Below are 20,630 nucleotides of genomic sequence, written 5' to 3' on the forward strand. Positions count from 1 at the left end.
GGAGCCGCTCGGCCCGGTGGTTCGTCAGGGTGACGACCAGTGGTTCAACATTGCCAAGTGGACCCTCAACGCGATGATCAACGCCGAAGAACTCGGCGTGACTTCTGAAAACGTTGAAAACATGAAGGGTTCCGACAATCCGTCCGTCAAGCGTCTGCTCGGCGTTGAGGGCGCATTCGGCGAGGGTGTCGGTCTGTCCAACGACTGGGCCTACAACATCGTCGCGAAAGTCGGCAACTACGGCGAAGTCTTTGACGCAAACGTCGGTCCGGACACGCCGCTGGCGATTTCCCGCGGCCTGAACGCATTGTGGAACAAGGGCGGCATCCTTTACGCTCCGCCGGTTCGCTAACACACGGGGTCTCCGGACCCTCCGGGCTCCGGCAGCGTCACGTTGCCGGGCCCCACTAAAAATGTGCAGGGCAGGGGCGCAACAGAAGCCCTTAGAACAACAATGACCTTGCACACTTGGCATTACAAAGAGGGCGATCATCTCCCCCTGACGGGAAACAGCCGGCAAAGATCGGCGGCCGGACCAGGGCTGGACGGGATGGTCACAACACCCGCGGATTGCTGGGAGGCTGGTAAAACCGGCTCCAGCGGCGCGGAGACACTCGGGCGAGGTTAAATGGCAATACAGAAGCAGGACTCGGCGGGGGCGCCGGCGCGTGCTTCGCTGGTGAATGACCCGAAGGTGCGCAGCCTGTTCTACCAGGTGCTGGTAATTGCAGCGATTGTGTTCTTCGGATACTTCATCGTCACGAACACGGCAGCCAACCTGGAACGGCAAAACATTGCGTCCGGTTGGGGCTTCTTGGAAAACACGGCTGGATTCGGGATTATCCAGTCGCTGACGAACTACTCCGAAACGTCGAGCTATGGCGATGCCATCTTTGTCGGCTTTCTGAACACCTTGCTGGTCGCTGTCATCGGTATCTTTGTCGCGACCATTATCGGGTTCATCGTCGGGATCGCCAGATTGTCGAACAACTGGGTGATTTCCAAGCTTGCATACTGGTATGTGGAGATTGTGCGGAACGTTCCGCTGCTCCTTCAGATCTTCTTCTGGTACTACGCCGTTTTGCGGGCCGTGCCGGACAAAAGGTCGAAGTGGTCGTTCATCTTCGACACCTTTCATCTCAACATTGCCGGGTTGCGCGGTCCGAAGCCGATTTTTGAGGCAGGGTCCGAGTTCATCGGCTGGGCCCTGATCATCGGCATCATCGCAACCTATGTGGTGAAGCGGTGGGCACGCCAACGCCAGGAAAACACCGGGCAGCAATTCCCTGTTTTCTGGACCGGTATCGGTCTGATCGTCGGTCTGCCGGTCATCACCTATTTCGTCACCGGCATGCCGGTTTCGTTCGAGCACCCGGTCTTCAACGAGACGGGGCCGATCCTGCGCCGTGGGTTTGAACTTGGTACGGGCATCAACCTCATTCCGGAGTTCCTTGCGCTCACAGCGGCACTTGCGATCTACACTGCAGCCTTTATCGCCGAAATCGTGCGGGCAGGCATTCAGGCCGTCAGCCACGGTCAGACGGAAGCAGCGCATGCCCTTGGTATCCGCAATGGACCGACCTTGCGCCTTGTGGTCATCCCGCAGGCAATGCGTGTCATCATTCCGCCGCTGACAAGCCAGTATCTGAACCTGACGAAAAATTCGTCTCTGGCGGTTGCCATTGCATTTCCGGATCTCGTTTCGGTTGGCGGCACCGTGCTCAACCAGACCGGTCAGGCGGTCGAGATCGTGGTCGTCTGGATGGCGGTCTATCTGACCCTCAGTCTGCTCACGTCGTTCTTCATGAACTGGTACAACCAGCGCATGGCGCTCGTTGAAAGATAGGAGCGCGGAAAAACCAATGGCGAATGCTGAAATGTTTCATGTGAGAACCGAAGAGGCGCCGCGTCTTCCTGCGCCAGCCTCGACCACCGGGGCGATCGGCTGGATGCGCCGGAACCTGTTCTCGTCGATCCCGAACACGATCCTGACCGTGGTCGGGGCCTATATTGCCTATTCCCTGCTCTGGCCGCTGATCCAGTTTGCGTTTATCGACGCGATCTGGACCGGTGAAAACCGTCAGGCCTGTCTCGCGACCGAGCCGGGCCAGCATGCCGGGGCCTGTTGGGCCTATGTAAAGGCCTATCTGCCACAGTTCATCTATGGCCGGTATCCGATCGAGGAACGCTACCGGGTGGACATTGTCTATGCCCTGTTTGCCCTGTTGCTCATTCCTCTGGCGATCCCGAAAGTGCCCTACAAGGGCCTCAACGCGATCCTCTTCATCGTCGTTTTCCCGATTGTTGCCTATTTCCTGCTGACCGGTCTGGTCATCGGTGACACGGTGATCATGCCGGTGGTGGAAACCGCCCAGTGGGGTGGCCTGCTGGTCACGCTCGTGATTGCGGTGACCGGGATTGTCGCATCGCTTCCGATCGGCATTGCGCTTGCCCTCGGCCGGCGCTCGAAAATGCCGGCGATCAAGCTGGCCTCGGTGATTTTTATCGAGTTCTGGCGCGGCGTGCCGCTGATCACGGTGCTGTTCATGTCCTCGGTGATGTTGCCGCTGTTCCTGCCGGAAGGGGTGACCTTCGACAAGCTCCTGCGCGTTCTGATCGGCGTGGCGCTGTTCTCCTCCGCCTATATGGCAGAGGTTGTGCGCGGCGGCCTTCAGGCGATCCCGAAAGGACAATATGAAGGGGCGATGGCACTCGGGCTTCGGTTCTGGCCGATGATGTATCTGATCATCCTGCCGCAGGCCCTCAAACTGGTGATCCCGGGGATCGTGAACACGTTTATCGGTCTCTTCAAGGACACGACACTGGTTCTCATCGTCGGCATGTTTGACCTGCTTGGCCAGATTCAGTCGTCCTTCTCGGATCCGACATGGTCGACGCCGTCACAGGGCCATACCGGCTACCTGTTCGCGGCCATCGTGTTCTTCCTCTTCTGCTTCGGGATGTCGCGCTACTCGATCTTCATGGAGCACAAGCTGCATACCGGACACAAACGCTAGCTGCGCTCGACACAGCCGCAGCTCCCGGAACGCGGAGAACGCGTTCCGGTCGACAACGAAAGATTTGGAGAAAACCATGAGTGAAAACGCTGTCAAATCCGAGGAGCTGAACCCGGATCGCTCCAAGATGAAGATCTCGGAAACGGATGTCGCGGTCGAAATCTCCGGCATGAACAAGTGGTATGGCGACTTCCATGTTCTGCGTGACATCAACCTCAAGGTCATGCGCGGCGAACGGATCGTCATCTGCGGACCCTCCGGCTCCGGCAAGTCCACCATGATCCGCTGTATCAACCGTCTGGAAGAACACCAGAAGGGCAGCATCCTGGTCGACGGCATCGAGTTGACCGACGATCTCAAGAAGATCGACGAGATCCGCCGGGAAGTCGGCATGTGCTTCCAGCACTTCAACCTGTTCCCGCATCTGACGATCCTGGAAAACTGCACGCTGGCGCCGATCTGGGTGCGCAAGATGCCGAAGAAGCAGGCCGAAGAGATCGCCATGCACTATCTGGAGCGGGTCAAGATCCCGGAGCAGGCGAACAAGTATCCCGGCCAGCTCTCCGGTGGCCAGCAGCAGCGTGTGGCGATTGCCCGTTCGCTCTGCATGAACCCCAAGATCATGCTGTTTGATGAGCCGACCTCCGCGCTTGACCCGGAAATGATCAAGGAAGTGCTTGATGTGATGGTTGGCCTTGCCGAAGAAGGCATGACCATGCTGTGCGTCACCCACGAAATGGGCTTTGCCCGCAAGGTCGCCAACCGGGTGATCTTCATGGATGCGGGCCAGATCGTGGAACAGAACGAGCCGGAGCCGTTCTTCACCAATCCGCAGCATGAGCGGACCAAGCTCTTCCTTAGCCAGATCCTGCATCACTGATTGGTGCCTTGGTAGGATGATACGACGCGTGCTGGAAGCATTGTTACAGCTGGCTTTTGGTGCGACGATTATCCTGATTGTTGTCGCGGGTCTCGGAATTCTTGTTCCGAGACCCGTTGCTTTTTCTGCAAATCCGGATGCGCTGCAAGCTGCAGAAATGCGGCAGGTGCTCCGTCTGTCCAATCCCATTCATACTGATATCGCGTTGCCAGCGGATCCGGACGTGCTGCGGGCGTTTTCTATTGTCTCCGATGGTGGATTGAAGCTTGATTATCCAGGCGTGCACTGGGTTATCTTCGGCTGGGGAGGGCGTTCGTTTTATATTGAGACGCCGACCTGGGGGGACCTGCGGCCCGGCCCGGTTCTTGATGCCCTGACGTGGGATCGTTCCGTGATGCATGTGCGCCGCAGCGGCGCCATCGCAACCGGCCACACGTCCGTTCAGACCTTTGATATCTCATCGGCGCAGTTTGAAACTCTGGTCAGGCAAATTCGCGCCAGTTTCGAAACCTCCGATGGGCAGGCAGAGGCAATCGCCGGGGCGGCGTATGATGCCCACGACATTTTCTTTCCGGCAAACGGCGGGTTTAATGCATTTCTCGGGTGCAACACGTGGACGGCAAGTATGTTGCGGGCCGCAGGCCTGAAAACCGGCTTCTGGACACCCTTGCCGAACACACTCAGATGGTCTCTTGACCTTCACAACGAGTAAAGGTGTTGGCCAGACTGCCTCAGCTGCCTGCCACAACTTCCGTATCCTGCCGGCTGCCCCATTCGCTCCAGGAACCGTCATAAAGTGTCAGGTCGGTTGCGCCAAGCGATGTGAGGGCGAGCGTCAGGGCCGCAGCGGTCACGCCGGAGCCGCAAGTGGTCGTGACCGGTTTTGAAATGTCGACACCAGCCTCCGAAAACTGCGCGCGCAATGTGGTTTCGTCCTTGAGTGAACCGTCATCGCGCATGAGATCCATGACCGGGACATTCTTTGCGCCAGGCATGTGGCCGGAGCGCATGCCCGGGCGTGGTTCGGGAACAGAGCCCGAAAAACGCTCCGATGACCGGGCATCGACAATCTGACGGTCACCGGATGCGATGATCTTCCTGAGACTGTCGAAACTTGTGACTGCGCCCCGGTTGAGGCGTGCGGTGAAATGCCGTTCCGGGCGGCGAACCGGACCGTCTTCCAGCGGCCGCCCCTCGGCTTTCCATTTCGGCATGCCGCCGTTCAGCACATGGACATCCTTGACGCCCATGACCTTGAACATCCACCACACGCGGGGCGCGGACCAAAGGCCGATGCCGTCATAGACAACAATTGTCTGCCCGTCTCCAATGCCGAGCTTGCGCATCTTCGAGGCGAACAGATGGGGCTCGGGCAGGGTGTGCGGCAGGTCCGACTTCGGGTCGCTGATATCCTCGATATCGAACCGGACAGCCCCCGGGATATGGGCCTCCAGATATTCAGCCTCCGCATCCCGGCCCATTTGCGGGAGAAAAAGGGAACCGTCGACCACCACGACGTCGGGCGTTTTCAGATTGTCTTCGAGCCATTGGGTCGAAACCAGCGGCGATGTCGTCATGAAAGTCAGTCTCCCTCGTAAAGGCCCTTGGATTTGTGCCAGTCCTTGATGGACAGTTCAGGGTATTGCGAATAGCAGTTCTGGTGGGGCACGTCAGGGACATCCACCCAATCCGGTTTGAAGTCGAGCATGATATGAACGCTCTCCGGCGGCTTCGGAAGCGGCGTATCGATTGCGGCAGCGAGCGGGTGGACGAGCTCCGGCCAGCGCGGATCCCACAACCATAAATGACTGCCGCACAGGCTGCAGAAACTGCGTTCGGCTGAACTGGTCTTGCCGTCGATCACCGCCTGATAGATCCGCCGCGCGTCCTTCGGATCCGATATCCGGAGTGTGTCCGCGTCGGCCATGAGGTTGATGGCATAACCACCGGCTCCGGTGGTCTTCCGGCAAATCGAGCAATAGCACTGCATGTAGGGGACATAGGTCTTGCTGACGACCGAAAAGTTGATCGCGCCGCAGTGACAGCTGCCGGAAAGCTTCATTGCATGTCTCCCCTGGCCGGTACGTGTCAAACCTCAAGCCGCAGGCGGACGCGGCGGTTTTGCTTGCCCTTTTTCTCGACCTTGCCGAGCGCAAGCGGTCCGACCTCCGAGGTCCGGCTGACATGCGTCCCGCCACAGGGCTGCAGATCAACATTGCCGCCGATACGGATCAGCCGCACTGTGCCTGAGCCGCTTGGCGGTTTCACCGACAAGGTCTTGACGAGGTCCGGATTGGCCTCGAGGTCTTCATCGGTGATCCATTCAGCGGATACGGGATAATCGCCAGCAGCGAGTGCGTTTACCTTGTCGATCACCGCTGTCTTGTCGAGCGCCTCGTCGCCCATGTCGAAGTCGAGCCGTCCTTCCCCGTCGCCGATCTGCCCGCCGGTCACGGGGAAGGGAAGGGCAACGGACAACAGATGAAGGGCCGTGTGCATGCGCATCAACCGGTATCTCCGGGGCCAGTCGATATGGGCGGTCACCCGTGTTCCGGTTTCGGGAAGATGTGCGCCTTCGGCAGGCACATGCACGATTGTCTTTTTGTCTGCGTCATAGACTGTGGCAGCAATCTCGATCCGGTCGCCGGTGTCCAGTTCGAGATACCCGGTGTCCCCCGGTTGCCCGCCGCCGGTCGGGTAGAAAACGGTCCGGGTCAGCACAATGCCGCCACGCTCGTTGAGGCTGGCCACATCCGCTTCGCATGTTCTCAAGTAAGCGTCCTCGCGAAACAGCGGTGTGGTCATGAAGAACTCCTGAAAAACAACAATATGCACCGTGCCCCGGCGGACCGGAACGGTCAATCGAAAATCCAGCCGGAAAGACTTTGCCCGGAAAACACCGGAGGGGACGCGACTTTTATCCAGCCTGCGGGATTGGCTCAGCGGGCGGCGGCTTGAGCGGCGAGCAGCTTGAGGGCAAAGGCGCCCATGACGCCTGCGAAGGTCCAGTCGAACAGGCGCATGGCGCGCGGCGAACTCTTCAGGAACCGGGCGAAGGACCCGGCAAAGAACACCATCAGCAGGCAGGACGGTACCGCAAGCAAGATGAAATAGAAACCGAGGAACAGGAGCTTCTGTGCCGCGAAGGGGTCTGACGCCGAAACGAATTGCGGCAGGAAGGTCACGAAAAACAGCACGATCTTCGGATTGAGCAGGTTGATGGTCACCCCTTGCAGCCAGATCCTCGAAAGCCGCTCCTTGCGGCCCGGCGCTGCATCAAGCGACAGGGCGGAGCCGTTCCGGATGGCCTGCACCGCCATGTAGACAAGGTAGGCGGCGCCTGCATATTTCAGGATCGAGAAAGCCGTTGCGGAGGCAGCGAGAAGCGCGGAAATGCCGAGAGCGGCAAAAAGCGAATGTACCACAACACCGGAGGCCGCGCCCATCACCGCAACCGAGCCGGCTTTTCTCCCCTGTGTCAGGGTCTTGCTCATAAACAACGCCATGTCAGGTCCCGGCGTAATGGTCAGAACGGCTGCGGCAGCTGTAAAGGTTGCGATGACGGCGAGGTCGGGGAGAAAGCTGGGCATTTTACTCGGTCCTAATCGATCATACAGTGATACCACGCGCCGGACTTGGATTGGAAGGCGTCATAGGAGGTTCGGGGGATCGAGCCGTAGACCTTTGGAGAAATGGATGCCCGGTAGACCGATACCTCCCACGGTTTGTTTTGTGTGTTTGGTTTTGCCGTTAACCTGACCTCATACGGGTTGCCGTTCTTTCCGGCACGGCATTCGATCTTGGTCGGGATGAGCTTCTGTTTTTTGAGTTGCCGGGTGTATTTCCCATACTCCCGCTTTGTCATCCAGCCCGTTGTTTCGGCACGGAGCGGAACACTCGCAAACAAGATCGGTAACATGCAAAGAAGTGTGATAGTGCTACGAAACATTTTACCCTCCAGAATTGTCTTTGTGCGTATCCCTTCTCATGGGGAAATTTTGAGGGCAAGTTGGTTCGGCTACAAAATCGGGGACAGGAGCTGTGCGCCGGAGGCGAGCACGCGGAAGGCGTAGCTGCGGTTTGTGAGATCGTCCGGCCTCGTTTGCCGGGCGTTCGCAAAGTCCGTTTCCAGCATGTCGGCGACCTGATCAATCATCCGTTTGTGGGTGAACCACAAGGTAATCTCGAAATTGATCCGGAAAGACCGGTTGTCGAAGTTCACCGTGCCGATCGAGGCCAGTTCGTCATCGACGAGAGTGACCTTCTGGTGCAGGAACCCGGACTGGTAGCGATAGACCTTGACCCCACGGTCCACCATCACATCCGCATGGGCGTGACTGGCCAGCCACACCGTCAGATGGTCGGCTTTCTCGGGAAGCAGGATCCGGACATCAACACCGCGCATGGCTGCTGCAAAGAGCGCGGTCTGAATATCGATCGACGGCACAAAATAGGGTGATGTGATCCAAAGTCGTTTGCGCGCGCGGGCAGCTGCTTCAACAAAGGCAATCGCGCATTCTTCCAGTGTGTCGGCGGGTCCTGTCGGCATGACCAGAACAGGCTCGTCTCCCGGCTTGGCGATCCGGGTCACCTCGGGCAGCGGAATTTCCTTGCCGCTTGCCCAGAGCCAGTCTTCCGTGAAAGCGATGGCGCAGGCGATGGCTGCGGGCCCGGACACCCGGACATGGGTGTCGCGCCAGTGGCCGAACCGTTTTGACCGGCCGAGATACTGGTCGGCCACATTGTGTCCGCCGATCCAGGCGTGCTGATAGTCGACCACCACGACCTTGCGGTGGTTGCGGTAGTTGAGCCGCATCGGCCCGAGCATGCGCAGATATTTATGGGTCTCGTTGAAGCCGCTGACATGAATGCCCGCCGCGCGCAACCGGTTGAGATAGCCGTTTGTCAGGCTTTTGCAGCCGATCTCGTCGTAAAGGAAATAGACTTCGACACCTGCTTTGGCGCGCTCGATCAGGGCGTTGGCCGCATCTTGCCCGATCTGGTCGTCGGCAACGGTAAAGAACTGAAAGAAGATCGAGTGTTCGGCTTGCCGGATACCGTCGAGGATCGATGCAAAGGTCCGGTCGCCATCGACAAGAAGTTCGGTCTGATTTCCGGCGAGGAACGGAAGGCTTGCCACCTTCGACAGGACCGGCCAGTCCCGGGTTTCCTCTTCGTCGGTGATCCGCAGCTCCTTCGCCCGCCGGGCGCGCTCCGATCTTCCGAGCTGGGTCTGGATGGTGGCGTAATCGGTAAAGGACCGCCAGCCGAAGATGAAGTAGAGCGGAACGGTGCAGTAGGGCAGGAAAGCGAGGGAGAGAAGCCAGGCAATGGACCCCTGAGCCGTGCGGCTGTTCATGATTTCCCGCACAGCACAAATAGCCGCAAGCACATAAAGCGCGATGAGCAGTCCGGCGACAATCCCGAGATTGTTCGCGACCGTGTCGACCACGGTAACATCGTGGACGGCATCACGGACCGCATCCTGTGCGGTCCTTGTCGCCAAATCGGGATCGGCAGGTGTGCTCATGACGGGCCTTGCAGCAAGGTTACCACCGCATCAGACAAACGGCGCGGTCAGACCTTCCGAAGGTTCCAGCCAGCCGGGCAGGGGCAAGTTCTTGGATTTCAGGAAGTCCAGATTGTAGAGCTTCGATTGATACCGCGTGCCATGATCGCACAAGATGGTCACGATGGTGTGGCCGGGGCCCATTTCCCTGGCCAGCCGCCGGGCGCCAGCCAGATTGATCGCGGATGATCCGCCCAGCAGCAGACCTTCGTTCTGGGCCAGATCAAACACCAGTGGCAGAGCCTCTTCATCATGGATGGCCCATGCGTGATCCACCTTGATGTCCTCGATGATCGGGGTCACACGGCCAAGGCCAATGCCTTCCGAGACCGATCCGCCCTCGGTTGCCTTTGCGTCACCTGTGGTGAACAGATTGAACATGGCGGCCCCGAGCGGGTCGGCACAGCCGATCACCACATCAGACTTTTGTTCGCGCAAGTAGGTCGAGACCCCTGCCAGCGTTCCGCCGGTGCCAACCGCGCAGATGAACGCGTCGACCTTGCCATCGGTGTCGCGCAGGATTTCCGGCCCCGTCGTCAGATAGTGCGCCTTGCGATTGTCGAGATTGTTCCACTGGTCGGCAAACAACACGCCGTTCGGTTCGTTTTCGGCGAGTTGTTCGGCAAGGCGGCGGGCAACATGCTGATAGTTGTTCGGATCCTTGAACGGCTTTGCGGGAACCTCGACAAGCTCGGCACCACACAGGCGCAGCATGTCCTTCTTTTCCTGGCTTTGGGTTTCCGGGATCACGATCACGGTCCGGTAGCCGCGGGCGCTGGCAACAAGCGCCAGACCGATCCCGGTGTTGCCGGCGGTGCCTTCCACAATCAGCCCGCCGGGTTTCAGGTCGCCGCGTGCCTCTGCCTCAAGAATCATCTGCCGGCCGGCACGATCCTTCACGGACTGGCCCGGGTTCATGAACTCGGCCTTGCCGTAGATTTCGCAGCCGGTTTCTTCGGAAATGGCCTTGAGACGAATTAGGGGCGTGTTGCCAATTGCGTCGACAACAGACGGGTACGCGGTCATGAAACTGTCCTGATCGGAAATACGTAAGATTGCAGAGACGCTAATGCCTAGATCACCGGCAATCAAGCACAGCCATGCTCAAAGCCGTGTGCTATTGAAAATCCGTGCCTAGTTGTTCTGGCCAACGGATGGAAAAATCAGCTGATCCTTTGTATTTTCAGGCTAAAGAATGATCCAGCGCAGTGGCCACCGCGTAGCCGCAGCAACAGAGGATGCCGCACAGAAGGTGGCACGGAATGAGTTCTGCAATGGAAAGAAATGTAACAGGTCTGGATGAACTGCTTGCAAGCTATGCCGCTGGCACACTTGCTTCCCCTGCACAGGCACTTGTCGGTGCGCATCTTGAGCTGTGTGAGACCAATCGCGACTATGTCGCGTCGCTGGAAGCGCTCGCCGCGACCGGACTGGAAGACAGTGCCCCGGAGCCGTTCAAGGACCGTGACGGGATGCTGTCGGCAATCTTTGCGGATGACGAGCCGATCTTGCATGCCGAGGAGCGAGCCACGGAGGTCCAGCCCGATCACAAGGTGCCAGCAAGCCTGACCGGCATTATTGACCGTCCGCTTGATCAGCTGCCCTGGCGCACGCTGATCCCGGGGGTCCGTGAAGTCAAACTCGGTGAGCATGACGGCTGCAACGTGTCGCTTCTGTGGGTGCGGGGCGGGAAAGCAATGCCGTCCCATACGCATCACGGGACCGAGCTGACATTGATCCTGCAAGGCGGCTTCACCGATAGCGAAGGCCATTATGCCCGCGGCGATATAGCATTTGCGGACCACGAGACAGACCACAAGCCGGTTGCCGATGAAGGTGAGGATTGTATTTGTTTTGCGGTTACCGAAGGCCGTTTGCGCCTCACCGGTCCGGTCGGCCGTTTTTTTGCGCCATTTCTCGGCCGTTGATCATCCAGTCTCCCTGACGCGTCCGTATAAAGGACGATAAGGGAGGTTTTAAGTGTCTGACAAATATGTTGCGAAGTCATCCGACGGCTGCGTCTGGATCACCGGTGCCAGCTCGGGGATCGGCCGCGAACTGGCCTTGTCCTTTGCAAGGGATGGCTGGCGCGTTGCTGCAACCGCCCGCTCGGCTGACAAGCTTGAGGTGCTGGCAGAAGATGCCAAGGAGTTGCCGGGCAGTATTTTACCCTATCCGGCGGACGTAACGGATCGCGAAGCGATGTCGGGCATATGCCAAAAGGTCGATGATGCTGTCGGTCCGATCGCCCTGTGCGTTGCAAATGCCGGGGTGTATCATCCTCAGGACGGTCTCAATTGTGATGCTGACAAATGGCAGCAGACAATAGACGTCAATCTGACGGGCACGGCAAACACGATCCTTCCCGTGATTACGTCGATGAAGGCCCGCCGCAAAGGGCAAATTGCCATCGTTTCATCCGTTGCCGGATACCGGGGATTGCCGCAATCCTCGATATATGGCGCAACCAAGGCTGCCTTGATCAATATGGCGGAGGGGCTGAAATTCGATCTGGATCTTGCGGGCATCCGGATGCAGGTGATCAACCCGGGCTTTGTCGATACGCCGGCGACGAAGGGCAACGCGTTTTCGATGCCCTATCTGATGTCGCCGGAGAAAGCCGCAACCGAGATAAGGCGCGGATTAACTCATCCCAGCAAATTCGAGATTGCGTTTCCAGGAGCCTTCGTCAAGCAGCTGAAGTTCCTGCGGAGCCTACCTTACGGTCTTTATTTCAAGATCCTCCGCAAATCCACGGGCTGGTCGAAAAAGTCTTTTAGCGGCTGACCTTGCGCCGCCTGGAACACTGACCTGCTCAACCCTGTGCCCAGGTTCCTTGGCACTATGAGGTGCGCAGGGCGATGCATGGCATCGGTAAAAAGACAGGCCGCTTTTCGACGGGTTGAAAAACCTGCCTTTGGTGATGCAAACCGGCGCCGCCGGCAGGGTCTCCCACTTGCTTTTGTCGTGTTTCATAGTGCCCCTTCGGGGGGCGAATTAACCCAAATTCTCCTCTCAAGTAAGTTTAGGCCGGAGCACCGGAGCAGAAACCGTGTGTCTCATAGTCAGGATCATGCTTCGAAAAATATTAATTAAATTTCAGCTGTAGGATATTTTGGGATGGTATATTTTGCATTGTAAATTTTTGGGATTTGCAAATTAGGCAATCCCGTTTCGCGTAATAAAACCGGGAGTATGACTTGGCGTGCCGAAGTAAATTGTGCTTTGTAATTGTTATGTGCATTGGGTTTGTCCCAGGACTTTCTTTCGCAGAAGAAGGATCTGTTGCGCATAAGTTGGAGGGTCCTATAACAATCGAGGACTTTAGAAAAGACTCAAGTGGATTATATGACCGCAACGAACGGCCAAATCTTCCAGTGGTTGACAGTCATATTCACTTCAGACCTTTTGGTGGCAAACCGAAACCGTTTTCGGAAACCGTGAATTATCTTCGCAATAATGGTGTCCTTTTCGCTAATGTGTATGGGATAGGACAAAGGCTACCGGTGGATAGTGATTGCACCTATTACCTTGACTGTCCCGGAGTCGCGGTCACACCGAGCCTCAAAAGCGATTTTTTCAATGCGCAAAGCTATCTCGATGAGAAACCGGAAGACATTTATCTGAACGTCTCAATGACCAATCCGGATTTGAAGGACCCGGAACAGATGGTTCGCGATTTCGATTTGCTGGTTCATGAGTTTCCCGGCGTTTTTGCAATGGCAGGAGAGGTTAACCTGGTCAAACAGGCCTTGTTTGAAAATGGCCGTACCGGTGTTGACGGCACGGAGATAGATGGTTGGGCACCGTTCATGGCAAAGCTTGAAGAGAACGGCTTTCCGATCAACTTTCATTCCGATCTCGGTAATGATGCAGACCCGACCAAGTATCTGCCCTTGATGGAAAAAACCTTGCGCCTGTACCCGAACAACAAGATTATCTGGGCGCATTTGGGTGGTCTCAGCAAGGAATTGCGGGATATTGATCCTGATGAGCACATTGCAATATTGGAACGATTGTTCAAACAATATCCCAACCTGTACATCGACTTGTCATGGCGTGTATTGGACGATCAAGTGTTTTCCGACCCGGACAAGCGGGCTGCATATATTGCATTTATTAATCGCTGGCCGGATCGCTTCTTGCCAGGTACCGATTTTGTAGCTTCAGACAACAAGTCCGAATCTGTTTATAGGGACGAGTTTCTTGCCACCAGCGACATCTACCAGGATCTTGGCGATGAAGCTTTCAGGAAAATAGCACTTGGTCAAAACTTCTTTGACCTGTACCACTTGGACTACAAGGCGCCCGGGATTTATCATGATGATAGCATCGGTAGCCAGTAGAGATTAAAGTCGTGCGTCCAATGCGCTTGACCGCATGACAAAACGCTTGGAACCTTTCAGGCCTGATTGTCAAGCCAAACGTTCTTGAACGGAAATTAAGCGCATGAAATAAGACGAAATCGATTGATAGCGTCATCATCGAGCAGCTTTGGCCCTTATATTGTGCTCCTCGATCGTCATACCGGATAAACGTAAGCGCGAACGGGGATCAGAGAACCCGGCACTCGCTGACTTGATGGGTTTTCCAATCCCGGACAATACCTTCAGGTTGTGTCCGGGATTGCAAATGGGAAAACGCAGTCCCCCACGCGGGGCGTTGATGGTGCCAGCTGGTTGGTCTGACCGGGAAGCACACAAGCGTGATTGACCGCACCAAACTCGCTAGCAGACATCAAAAGGCAGGCCATGCGTTGGGAGGCCATTTCAGATAAAACGCTTCGCTTTGGTTGTTCCAAGCGCCATTCGCCTTCAAAGTCTACATTCTGTGCCCATTCTTCACATAGACCATCTGCCGCACGTCGATATTGCCCGAGCGGAACCCGGCCTCGCAATAGTACAAATAGTACTCCCAAAGCCGCTTGAACCGGTCGTCGAAGCCGAGCGGGCTGATGCGGGGCCATGCATCAATGAACCGGTTGCGCCATTCCGCCAACGTGCGCGCATAGTCCTGGCCGAAGATCTTTTGATCCTTGAGGTCCAGCCCGAGGGACCTTCCGATTTCCGTCAACTTGCCCGGAGGTGGAAGCATCCCGCCTGGGAAAATGTGGCGCTGGATAAAATCGGTGCTGCGGCGATAGTCATCGAACATACGGTCCTGGATCGTGATGATCTGCAAGCCGGCCCGTCCGCCCGATTTCAGGCAATTTGAAAGCTGCTGGAAATAGGTTGGCCAATAGCGCTCGCCCACGGCCTCGAACATCTCGATGGAGGCGATCCGGTCATAGGTGCCCCGCTCGTCCCGGTAGTCCTGAAAGCATATGTCGACCTTTTCATTCAGTCCTGCCTTGAAAATGCGCTCGCGTGCGAAATCGTATTGCTCCCTAGATATCGTCAGGGCCTTCACCTTTGCGCCCACATCCTTGCCGACAAACTCCGCGAAACCGCCCCAGCCACAACCGATTTCCAGCACATGGTCATCAGGGCCGATACCCGTTTCGCGCACGAGCGACGCGTATTTCAGTGCCTGTGCGGATTCAAGATCCTTGGTCTTGTCGTCGAACAATGCGGACGAATAGGTCATCGACGGGTCAAGCCACTCGCGATAGAAAGCGTTTCCGAGATCATAATGTGCTGAAATATTGCGCCTGGACCCGCGCTTGGTGTTCGCATTGAGCCACTGCCGGACCGACAGGAGGGCGCGCATCAACGGCCGGCCCTTCAGGGCCTGCAGGGTGGCGTCGCGGTTGATGCAGAACAGTTCGAGAAACTCGGTCACGTTCGGCGAGGTCCAATAGCCGAGCGTATAGGATTCGCCGACCCCGACATCGCCGCCTTTCACCACCATGCCCGGAAACCGCCAGTCATGGACGTGGAGCACGGCAGCTGGCCCGGTCTCTGCGCCTTCCAGAAGAAACTGGCGGTCATCGGGCAATGTAATGCGAAGGGAGCCATACCTCAGAGACAGCAGCATTGAGAGGCCAAGCCGGGTCCAGCGTGGCAGGCCTTGCATCTCTTCGCGCGCGTTGGCCTTCGTTAATACAACAAGATCAGTCATCGGTTATGCTCATGAAGAAAGTGTGCCGCGCCGAGGAGAGAGCGCAGGCTCGCGCAAAGGTTCGTCTGCGGTATCGGTTGATCCAGATCCATGCCTGGAATGGAACTTCAGTCTTTTGCGCCAGAGTTTCAAAGCCTCCCAGTGAATGGCTCCGATCACCTTCAACGTCAGAAACGGAATACGCAAGCACAACGTCAGGATGTTGCGTGTTGTAAGCGCCTTCCGGTTCCCCGTGAAGCTGGCCGAAAGGAGGGGGCCGTCAGGATCGGTTTCCAGAATGCGCACGCGTGCGGATCGTCCCGGCGGCAACAACCGAAAATGATAGTGCTGGTTCATGTCGATGAAAGGGGAGACGTAAAACATCTTGCCCTGATCCTGACGCAGTCCGGCCTCGGTCAGCTGGCCATCCCTGACCGGGGCGACATAGCTGTGCAGGCCGCCAAAGGTGTTTCGCACTTCGTAGACGACCGCCGTAAGGCAGTCTTGTGCGTCATAGGCGTAGTAGACGCTGATCGGGTTGAAAACGTAGCCCAGAACCCGCGGATAGCACAGCAGCAGCACCCTGTCCGGTTTTGCAACGCCTTCCTCGCGAAGCAGCGCATTGATGTGAAGCCGCAGGTCCGATCCGTCCCTTGTCCCGTGATCTTTCGGGTTGAATGACAAGAGATTGAAACGGCCAACAGAAAACAACGCACTCATGCGTTCCGCATCGACGAGACGGTCTATGTCGATGAGCAGATTGAAAACGTCATAGGTGAAGCGATGGGGCTTTGGCTTCATCCGCTGATGCATGACCTTGCCTGCATAAAGAAGGGCAGCATCACAGGGTGCTGGTCCGTTCTCGGCAAGGGATGTCGCGGTTTTCAATGTCATTCTGCCGCTTCCAGAATTGCCATTCCATTTTGCGTTTCGTCCCAGGGTACGCTTGCCCCCAAGGCGCGGGCAACGTTCAATCCGGATGTCATGCCATCTTCATGAAAACCGTGTCCGGCCCATGCTCCGCAGAACCACGTTCTGTTCTTGCCCTGGATCTGATAAAGGCGTGTTCGGGCGGAAAGTGCAGCCGCATCGAATTGCGGATGGTCATAGGTAAAACGGGCGAAGGTTTTGTCATCCGCCGGTGCGCTGGGGGGATTGAGGGTGACAAATAGGGGTTTGGAATGGTCGAGGTTCTGAAGCCGGTTCATCCAGTAGCTGACCGTGACATCGCCACCGGCGTCGGTCTCAAGTGTTGACATGTAATTCCAGGAGGACCAGACGCGTTTGCGTTTCGGCATCAGGCTCTCGTCGCGGTGAAGATAGACTGTGTTCGGGCGGTAGCGCATGTTGCCGAGGATGTCGCGTTCCTGGGGGGTTGGATCCCCGAGCATGGCAAGGCTCTGGTCCGTGTGACTTGCGAGGATGACTTGGTCGAAGCTGTCGGAGTGTCCGGAACTGTCCGTTACACGGACATGATCGGGGAAGCGCCGGATCTGTGTCACGGGTGTCCCGAGGCGGATGTTGCCTGCGAGTGGGGCGATCAACCGGTTGACATAGGTGCGGCTCCCTCCGGAGACGGTTCTCCAGGTTGGCCGGTCGAATGAAATCAGCCGGTGATTGTCGAAGAACCCGATGAAGCTTTCCGCCGGATAGGCGTGCATCTCCGAGATTGGCGTTGACCAGATGGCGGCGCCCATCGGGAGGAGGTAGTCATTGATGAAACTGTCGGAATACCGGTTCGTGATCAGGTAGTCGCCAAGGGACACCCCTGCCAGATGTCCGGCCTTCAGATCGATGACGCATTGCTTGTTGAAGCGGAAGATGTCGCGAAGCATCTGCAGGAAACTGGGCGACAGCGCATTCCGGCGTTGGGCAAAGACGGCATTCAGAGAACTGCCGGACCATTCGCGTGCGCCATTGCGCGCCGAAACGCCAAAACTCATGTCGCTGGCTTCCGTCTTGACCCCGAGATGGGTCATCAGCGCGGAGAAATTCGGATAATTCAGGTCATTGTAAACGATAAACCCGGTATCGACCGCCATGGGCGTGCCGTTATAGTCGATGTCAACCGTCGCGCTGTGTCCTCCCGGACGAAGCCTTTTTTCGTAAAGAGTAACCTGATGCGTGTCGCTAAGGGCCCAAGCTGCACTGTTTCCGGCAATGCCGGAGCCGATCACGGCAATCCGCATGGCAATTCCTTCATTCGGGTCTGTTTGGTCACGGTACGGCTGAAACCGAAGTTGCCGTAGTTTCCTTCGTAAAGGACCGTACGCCACGTCCGAAAGATCGGATCAACGGACAGTTTCAATTAACAATTGAAAACTCAAAAAAATTCGGCCCGCACGGAGCCGGGCCAAATGTTCAGAATTTAGGGACGCAAGGTCCGTGTCATGCATGGATCGTGTCGACAAGCCACGACCATGCGACCTGGACACGGTCTGCCGCAGCCTTGTAGATGGCAAGGACCGATCCCCAAACGCTCTGGCCAAATTCGGCCAGATGCAGCATGGGAGATTTCTCCTGCTCATCCTTGGTTTCGATCAGCTCCACTGTCGCTGAATGATCACCATCGTCCACGACCCGGCGCGTAACCAGCATCTGGCCGTCGAGCGGGACCCTGGACACATCCTTTTTCGCAATCCGCGTGTCCGGATCAAGCGAGCGCACCACAACGGCCCTGCCATCGGGGAGAAGATGGGTCTCGTTGGTGTTGACTTCGGAATCGTAAATGACCTCGCCATAGGTGTCGATAAGTTCGACCCAAATGGTGTTGCGGCCCTGAAGCTCGATTTCACCGACCCATATCGTCAGGTCGCTGTTCAACGGATCGGCCTGTTGCGGCGATGCAGATGCAACGGTCACTGCCAGGCGATCTTCGGGCAATGTAAATGTTTCGAACGGGATATCTTTTCCCAAAGCACCAGTGATCGGTAATCCCGCGAGGAATGCAGCCATTCCCGCGATTTTTAGTACCTGTTGCATCTTACGCCTCCCAAGGCCAATACAACTGTTACTGTTAAACGCAGGTGGTACGTTTTGGTTCCGCTCGTCCTGGCGGTTGTATACCCAAAGCCTGCATCGTCACGATTTTGCCATTATTACATATTTTTGCGCCATATGGTGTAAAACAATTCACAATTCGATGTGAATTTGGCCGGTTTTTCAGTTTTCTGACCTGTTTCGTTTCAAATTTTACGTTATTTACCGTAGGGTTAGCAAGATATTGCCAAAAGATTAATACTTAAGTTGACTGTTGCATTTATGCGTTGATTGAGGTGGCCTGATCCGCTGTTTAGAATGCTTTCAGGTAAAATTAACAATTAAATAGAACCCCGATGTGATGTGAATCACAATATCACGAGTGCGATAACAATCATCTTGAACTTTTGTTTCGATATGTTGCGGGTGGGGCACACTTGTGGTGACTGGTTAGAGAGCGGATTGTTTTAACGGGTCTTGTTGGTGCTCTTGAGGCGTGTAGTTTCCTCTGGGGGAGGGTTTCGCTTCTGGAAGCGGCCTGGCCGTGAGGAGGGTGTGATGGCGAGTGTCCTGAAGGCGCTGAGTGTTCTGATTGGCGGCCTTGTTTTTGGTGGCGTCGCATGGGTCACGAAGGCACCTGCGCAGGTCCCGTTTCTTGTGACATCGCCGGCGGATAGCGGTCCGGGCACGCTTCGCGCTGCATTGGAGGCGGCGTCCTTGCTGGTCGGTCCTGGTCCAATCTTTGTTGTGGTGAGCGAGGATATCGAGACGAAGTCACCGCTCACCTATTCCGGCAGGGCGCCGATCGCTATTCACGGAATTGGGCAGACAGTGCGAACCAGTGAGAACATCAACATCCTTCAACTGGATCAGGGGGCGGATTTGTTCGTTGCCGGTCTCAAGTTCATGGGGCCGGGCGGGTTCAGTGTTGCAAACCGGGGTGATCGTGTTGGTTCGGGCGGCAAGGGCATTTTTATCGATGTGCGTAAGGGACAGTCCGGGACGGTCAACCTTGTGCTGCGGGATGTCCTTGTGACCGGGGTTGCCTATCACGGGGTTCATGTTTCGGATTGTGATCTTGCGGATGCATGTGGCGGCGGGAGTGCTGGCGGTGGCAGCGGAGCACCTGCGTCGATAAATATCGAGCTGGACAATGTCGAAATTAACGGTGTGGGGCAGGGGGTTTTTGATGCAGACGGCATCCGCGTGGATGAGCGTGGAGACGGTGACATTCACTACAGGTCGGCGGCATCAAAGTTTTTGAAGGTCGGGGCCGACGGGGTTGAGTTGGATGAGGGTGGGGCCGGCAGTATCTTTGCCTCTGTTTCCGGTGATGCATTTGTCGGCAACGGAAACTACTGTGACCCAGAGGTTCTGGGTGCTGCCATTCCGGTCCCGCATACGCGAAGCTTTCAGGATGGGCAGGCGCGGGACGCCGATATTCCGAAGCCGGTGACCGGATCTGCCGATGATCGTTGTATCGAGCGTGAGGTTGCCCATTATCCGTCCGGATCGGTCAAATCCTACGCATTTAACATCGATTTTGATGACGGGATCGATCTGGATGAGGCCGGGGCGGGAGAGTTGCGCGTTTCGGTGACGGATGCCGATATTCTGCAGAACAGGGATGAGGGGCTGGATCTCGACGAGTATGGCGAGGGTGATGTGATCCTGTCTCTTCTGCGCAGCCGGGCGGATGGCAATACGGATGATGGGGTAAGAGTATCAGAGGGGAATGGTGGCCGGATCACCGGTCTGATCTATGACGTCGTCGCCAGTGGAAATGGCGATTACGGCCTTCGTTTCGATCAGGCAGGGCCGGGCGATGTGATGGTGGATGCTTACTATGTTTCGACGGTGGGCAACGGTGATGGCGTGAATGCCGGTATCCGAGTAGCGCGGGAGGGCGCTGGCAAAGGTGTCTTGACTGTTTTCGGCTCGACAATCGAGGACGGACTGGATGTCCGTAATGTCGAGCTTGTCCGGAAGTAATCCGGCAATGCCGGGCGCGTCCGGGCTGCCCGGTCGGATCTGATGGCTTTGCAGGAACTTCAGTGACCGAATCGTCAATCCCTCTAGGGAGACGAAGGTCTGGACGTATCAGCTGTGATGAAAAAAAATGGCTCCCCAGGCCGGACTCGAACCA

At 56.8% G+C, this 20,630-nt stretch carries 19 protein-coding genes and 1 pseudogene; 9 read left to right on the plus strand and 11 right to left on the minus strand.

Annotated features, from left to right (window positions below):
• The 5 genes and pseudogenes from E1297_RS49125 to E1297_RS11765 form a co-directional block, all read left to right on the plus strand.
• Positions 1-352: pseudogene (locus E1297_RS49125) on the plus strand (amino acid ABC transporter substrate-binding protein); the annotation flags it as partial.
• A 276-nt stretch (positions 353-628) separates the two neighbouring features.
• On the plus strand, positions 629-1,846 hold the full coding sequence (locus E1297_RS11750) for an amino acid ABC transporter permease (RefSeq protein ID WP_155138260.1): 1,218 nt from the start codon (positions 629-631) through the stop codon (positions 1,844-1,846).
• Positions 1,847-1,862: 16 nt separating this feature from the next.
• A complete protein-coding gene (locus tag E1297_RS11755; RefSeq protein WP_155138262.1) occupies positions 1,863-3,017 on the plus strand; it encodes an amino acid ABC transporter permease in 1,155 nt (384 codons plus the stop codon).
• Positions 3,018-3,093: 76 nt separating this feature from the next.
• The gene (locus E1297_RS11760) at positions 3,094-3,897 is read left to right on the plus strand and encodes an amino acid ABC transporter ATP-binding protein (protein ID WP_155138264.1); all 804 of its coding nucleotides are present in this window, start codon (positions 3,094-3,096) and stop codon (positions 3,895-3,897) included.
• 28 nt (positions 3,898-3,925) lie between these two features.
• Complete coding sequence (locus E1297_RS11765; RefSeq protein WP_368669533.1) at positions 3,926-4,609, plus strand: TIGR02117 family protein; 684 nt, start codon at positions 3,926-3,928, stop codon at positions 4,607-4,609.
• Positions 4,610-4,628: 19 nt separating this feature from the next.
• Here the strand turns inward: E1297_RS11765 and sseA are convergent, their stop codons facing one another.
• The 7 genes from sseA to E1297_RS11800 form a co-directional block, all read right to left on the minus strand.
• Positions 4,629-5,474 carry a 3-mercaptopyruvate sulfurtransferase gene (gene sseA, locus E1297_RS11770; protein WP_155138268.1) on the minus strand — a complete coding sequence of 282 codons (846 nt, stop codon included), beginning with the start codon at positions 5,472-5,474 and terminating at the stop codon, positions 4,629-4,631.
• Positions 5,475-5,479: 5 nt separating this feature from the next.
• Positions 5,480-5,959, minus strand: a complete 480-nt coding sequence (locus E1297_RS11775) for a GFA family protein (protein ID WP_155138270.1) — start codon at positions 5,957-5,959, stop codon at positions 5,480-5,482.
• A gap of 26 nt (positions 5,960-5,985) precedes the next feature.
• Positions 5,986-6,702 (minus strand): alanyl-tRNA editing protein, encoded by a 717-nt coding sequence (locus E1297_RS11780; RefSeq protein ID WP_155138272.1) that lies wholly within the window; start codon positions 6,700-6,702, stop codon positions 5,986-5,988.
• 134 nt (positions 6,703-6,836) lie between these two features.
• Positions 6,837-7,487, minus strand: a complete 651-nt coding sequence (locus E1297_RS11785; protein ID WP_155138274.1) for a LysE family translocator — start codon at positions 7,485-7,487, stop codon at positions 6,837-6,839.
• A gap of 11 nt (positions 7,488-7,498) precedes the next feature.
• Positions 7,499-7,846, minus strand: a complete 348-nt coding sequence (locus tag E1297_RS11790) for a hypothetical protein (protein WP_155138275.1) — start codon at positions 7,844-7,846, stop codon at positions 7,499-7,501.
• 69 nt (positions 7,847-7,915) lie between these two features.
• On the minus strand, positions 7,916-9,427 hold the full coding sequence (cls, locus tag E1297_RS11795; RefSeq protein WP_155138277.1) for a cardiolipin synthase: 1,512 nt from the start codon (positions 9,425-9,427) through the stop codon (positions 7,916-7,918).
• Between the two features lie 30 nt (positions 9,428-9,457).
• Positions 9,458-10,492 (minus strand): cysteine synthase A, encoded by a 1,035-nt coding sequence (locus E1297_RS11800; RefSeq protein WP_155138279.1) that lies wholly within the window; start codon positions 10,490-10,492, stop codon positions 9,458-9,460.
• Between the two features lie 236 nt (positions 10,493-10,728).
• On the opposite strand from E1297_RS11800, the gene E1297_RS11805 reads away from it, so the two are divergent.
• The 3 genes from E1297_RS11805 to E1297_RS50280 all read left to right on the plus strand — a co-directional run bounded on the left by E1297_RS11805 (position 10,729) and on the right by E1297_RS50280 (position 13,812).
• Entirely contained in the window at positions 10,729-11,394 is a 666-nt protein-coding gene (locus E1297_RS11805; protein ID WP_209015758.1) for a ChrR family anti-sigma-E factor, read from the plus strand.
• 52 nt (positions 11,395-11,446) lie between these two features.
• Positions 11,447-12,253 (plus strand): SDR family NAD(P)-dependent oxidoreductase, encoded by an 807-nt coding sequence (locus E1297_RS11810; RefSeq protein ID WP_368669534.1) that lies wholly within the window; start codon positions 11,447-11,449, stop codon positions 12,251-12,253.
• A 719-nt stretch (positions 12,254-12,972) separates the two neighbouring features.
• Positions 12,973-13,812, plus strand: coding sequence for an amidohydrolase family protein (locus tag E1297_RS50280; RefSeq protein WP_196223281.1), 840 nt, complete (start codon positions 12,973-12,975; stop codon positions 13,810-13,812).
• 475 nt (positions 13,813-14,287) lie between these two features.
• On the opposite strand, the gene E1297_RS11820 is transcribed toward E1297_RS50280, so the two are convergent.
• The 4 genes from E1297_RS11820 to E1297_RS11835 all read right to left on the minus strand — a co-directional run bounded on the left by E1297_RS11820 (position 14,288) and on the right by E1297_RS11835 (position 18,487).
• Positions 14,288-15,526, minus strand: a complete 1,239-nt coding sequence (locus E1297_RS11820; protein ID WP_155138284.1) for a cyclopropane-fatty-acyl-phospholipid synthase family protein — start codon at positions 15,524-15,526, stop codon at positions 14,288-14,290.
• 9 nt (positions 15,527-15,535) lie between these two features.
• Positions 15,536-16,399 carry a DUF1365 domain-containing protein gene (locus E1297_RS11825; protein WP_155138286.1) on the minus strand — a complete coding sequence of 288 codons (864 nt, stop codon included), beginning with the start codon at positions 16,397-16,399 and terminating at the stop codon, positions 15,536-15,538.
• Entirely contained in the window at positions 16,396-17,694 is a 1,299-nt protein-coding gene (locus E1297_RS11830; RefSeq protein ID WP_155138288.1) for an NAD(P)/FAD-dependent oxidoreductase, read from the minus strand. Before E1297_RS11830 ends, E1297_RS11825 begins: the two co-directional genes overlap by 4 nt.
• 199 nt (positions 17,695-17,893) lie before the next feature.
• Positions 17,894-18,487: a hypothetical protein gene (locus E1297_RS11835; protein ID WP_209015759.1), complete on the minus strand. Its 594-nt coding sequence runs from the start codon at positions 18,485-18,487 to the stop codon at positions 17,894-17,896.
• A gap of 555 nt (positions 18,488-19,042) precedes the next feature.
• On the opposite strand from E1297_RS11835, the gene E1297_RS11840 reads away from it, so the two are divergent.
• Positions 19,043-20,476 (plus strand): hypothetical protein, encoded by a 1,434-nt coding sequence (locus E1297_RS11840; RefSeq protein ID WP_155138290.1) that lies wholly within the window; start codon positions 19,043-19,045, stop codon positions 20,474-20,476.
• Positions 20,477-20,630 lie beyond the last annotated feature (154 nt).

The sequence above is a fragment of the Roseibium sp. RKSG952 genome (genome assembly GCF_009711355.1).

Excerpts from the sequence above, each read along its gene's own strand:
- E1297_RS11750 (WP_155138260.1), top strand. The coding sequence starts at position 629 with ATGGCAATACAGAAGCAGGACTCGGCGGGGGCGCCGGCGCGTGCTTCG.
- E1297_RS11755 (WP_155138262.1), top strand. The coding sequence starts at position 1,863 with ATGGCGAATGCTGAAATGTTTCATGTGAGAACCGAAGAGGCGCCGCGT.
- E1297_RS11760 (WP_155138264.1), top strand. The coding sequence starts at position 3,094 with ATGAGTGAAAACGCTGTCAAATCCGAGGAGCTGAACCCGGATCGCTCC.
- sseA (WP_155138268.1), bottom strand. The coding sequence starts at position 5,474 with ATGACGACATCGCCGCTGGTTTCGACCCAATGGCTCGAAGACAATCTG.
- E1297_RS11775 (WP_155138270.1), bottom strand. The coding sequence starts at position 5,959 with ATGAAGCTTTCCGGCAGCTGTCACTGCGGCGCGATCAACTTTTCGGTC.
- E1297_RS11780 (WP_155138272.1), bottom strand. The coding sequence starts at position 6,702 with ATGACCACACCGCTGTTTCGCGAGGACGCTTACTTGAGAACATGCGAA.
- E1297_RS11785 (WP_155138274.1), bottom strand. The coding sequence starts at position 7,487 with ATGCCCAGCTTTCTCCCCGACCTCGCCGTCATCGCAACCTTTACAGCT.
- E1297_RS11790 (WP_155138275.1), bottom strand. The coding sequence starts at position 7,846 with ATGTTTCGTAGCACTATCACACTTCTTTGCATGTTACCGATCTTGTTT.
- cls (WP_155138277.1), bottom strand. The coding sequence starts at position 9,427 with ATGAGCACACCTGCCGATCCCGATTTGGCGACAAGGACCGCACAGGAT.
- E1297_RS11800 (WP_155138279.1), bottom strand. The coding sequence starts at position 10,492 with ATGACCGCGTACCCGTCTGTTGTCGACGCAATTGGCAACACGCCCCTA.
- E1297_RS11805 (WP_209015758.1), top strand. The coding sequence starts at position 10,729 with ATGAGTTCTGCAATGGAAAGAAATGTAACAGGTCTGGATGAACTGCTT.
- E1297_RS11820 (WP_155138284.1), bottom strand. The coding sequence starts at position 15,526 with ATGACTGATCTTGTTGTATTAACGAAGGCCAACGCGCGCGAAGAGATG.
- E1297_RS11825 (WP_155138286.1), bottom strand. The coding sequence starts at position 16,399 with ATGACATTGAAAACCGCGACATCCCTTGCCGAGAACGGACCAGCACCC.
- E1297_RS11830 (WP_155138288.1), bottom strand. The coding sequence starts at position 17,694 with ATGCGGATTGCCGTGATCGGCTCCGGCATTGCCGGAAACAGTGCAGCT.
- E1297_RS11835 (WP_209015759.1), bottom strand. The coding sequence starts at position 18,487 with ATGCAACAGGTACTAAAAATCGCGGGAATGGCTGCATTCCTCGCGGGA.
- E1297_RS11840 (WP_155138290.1), top strand. The coding sequence starts at position 19,043 with ATGGCGAGTGTCCTGAAGGCGCTGAGTGTTCTGATTGGCGGCCTTGTT.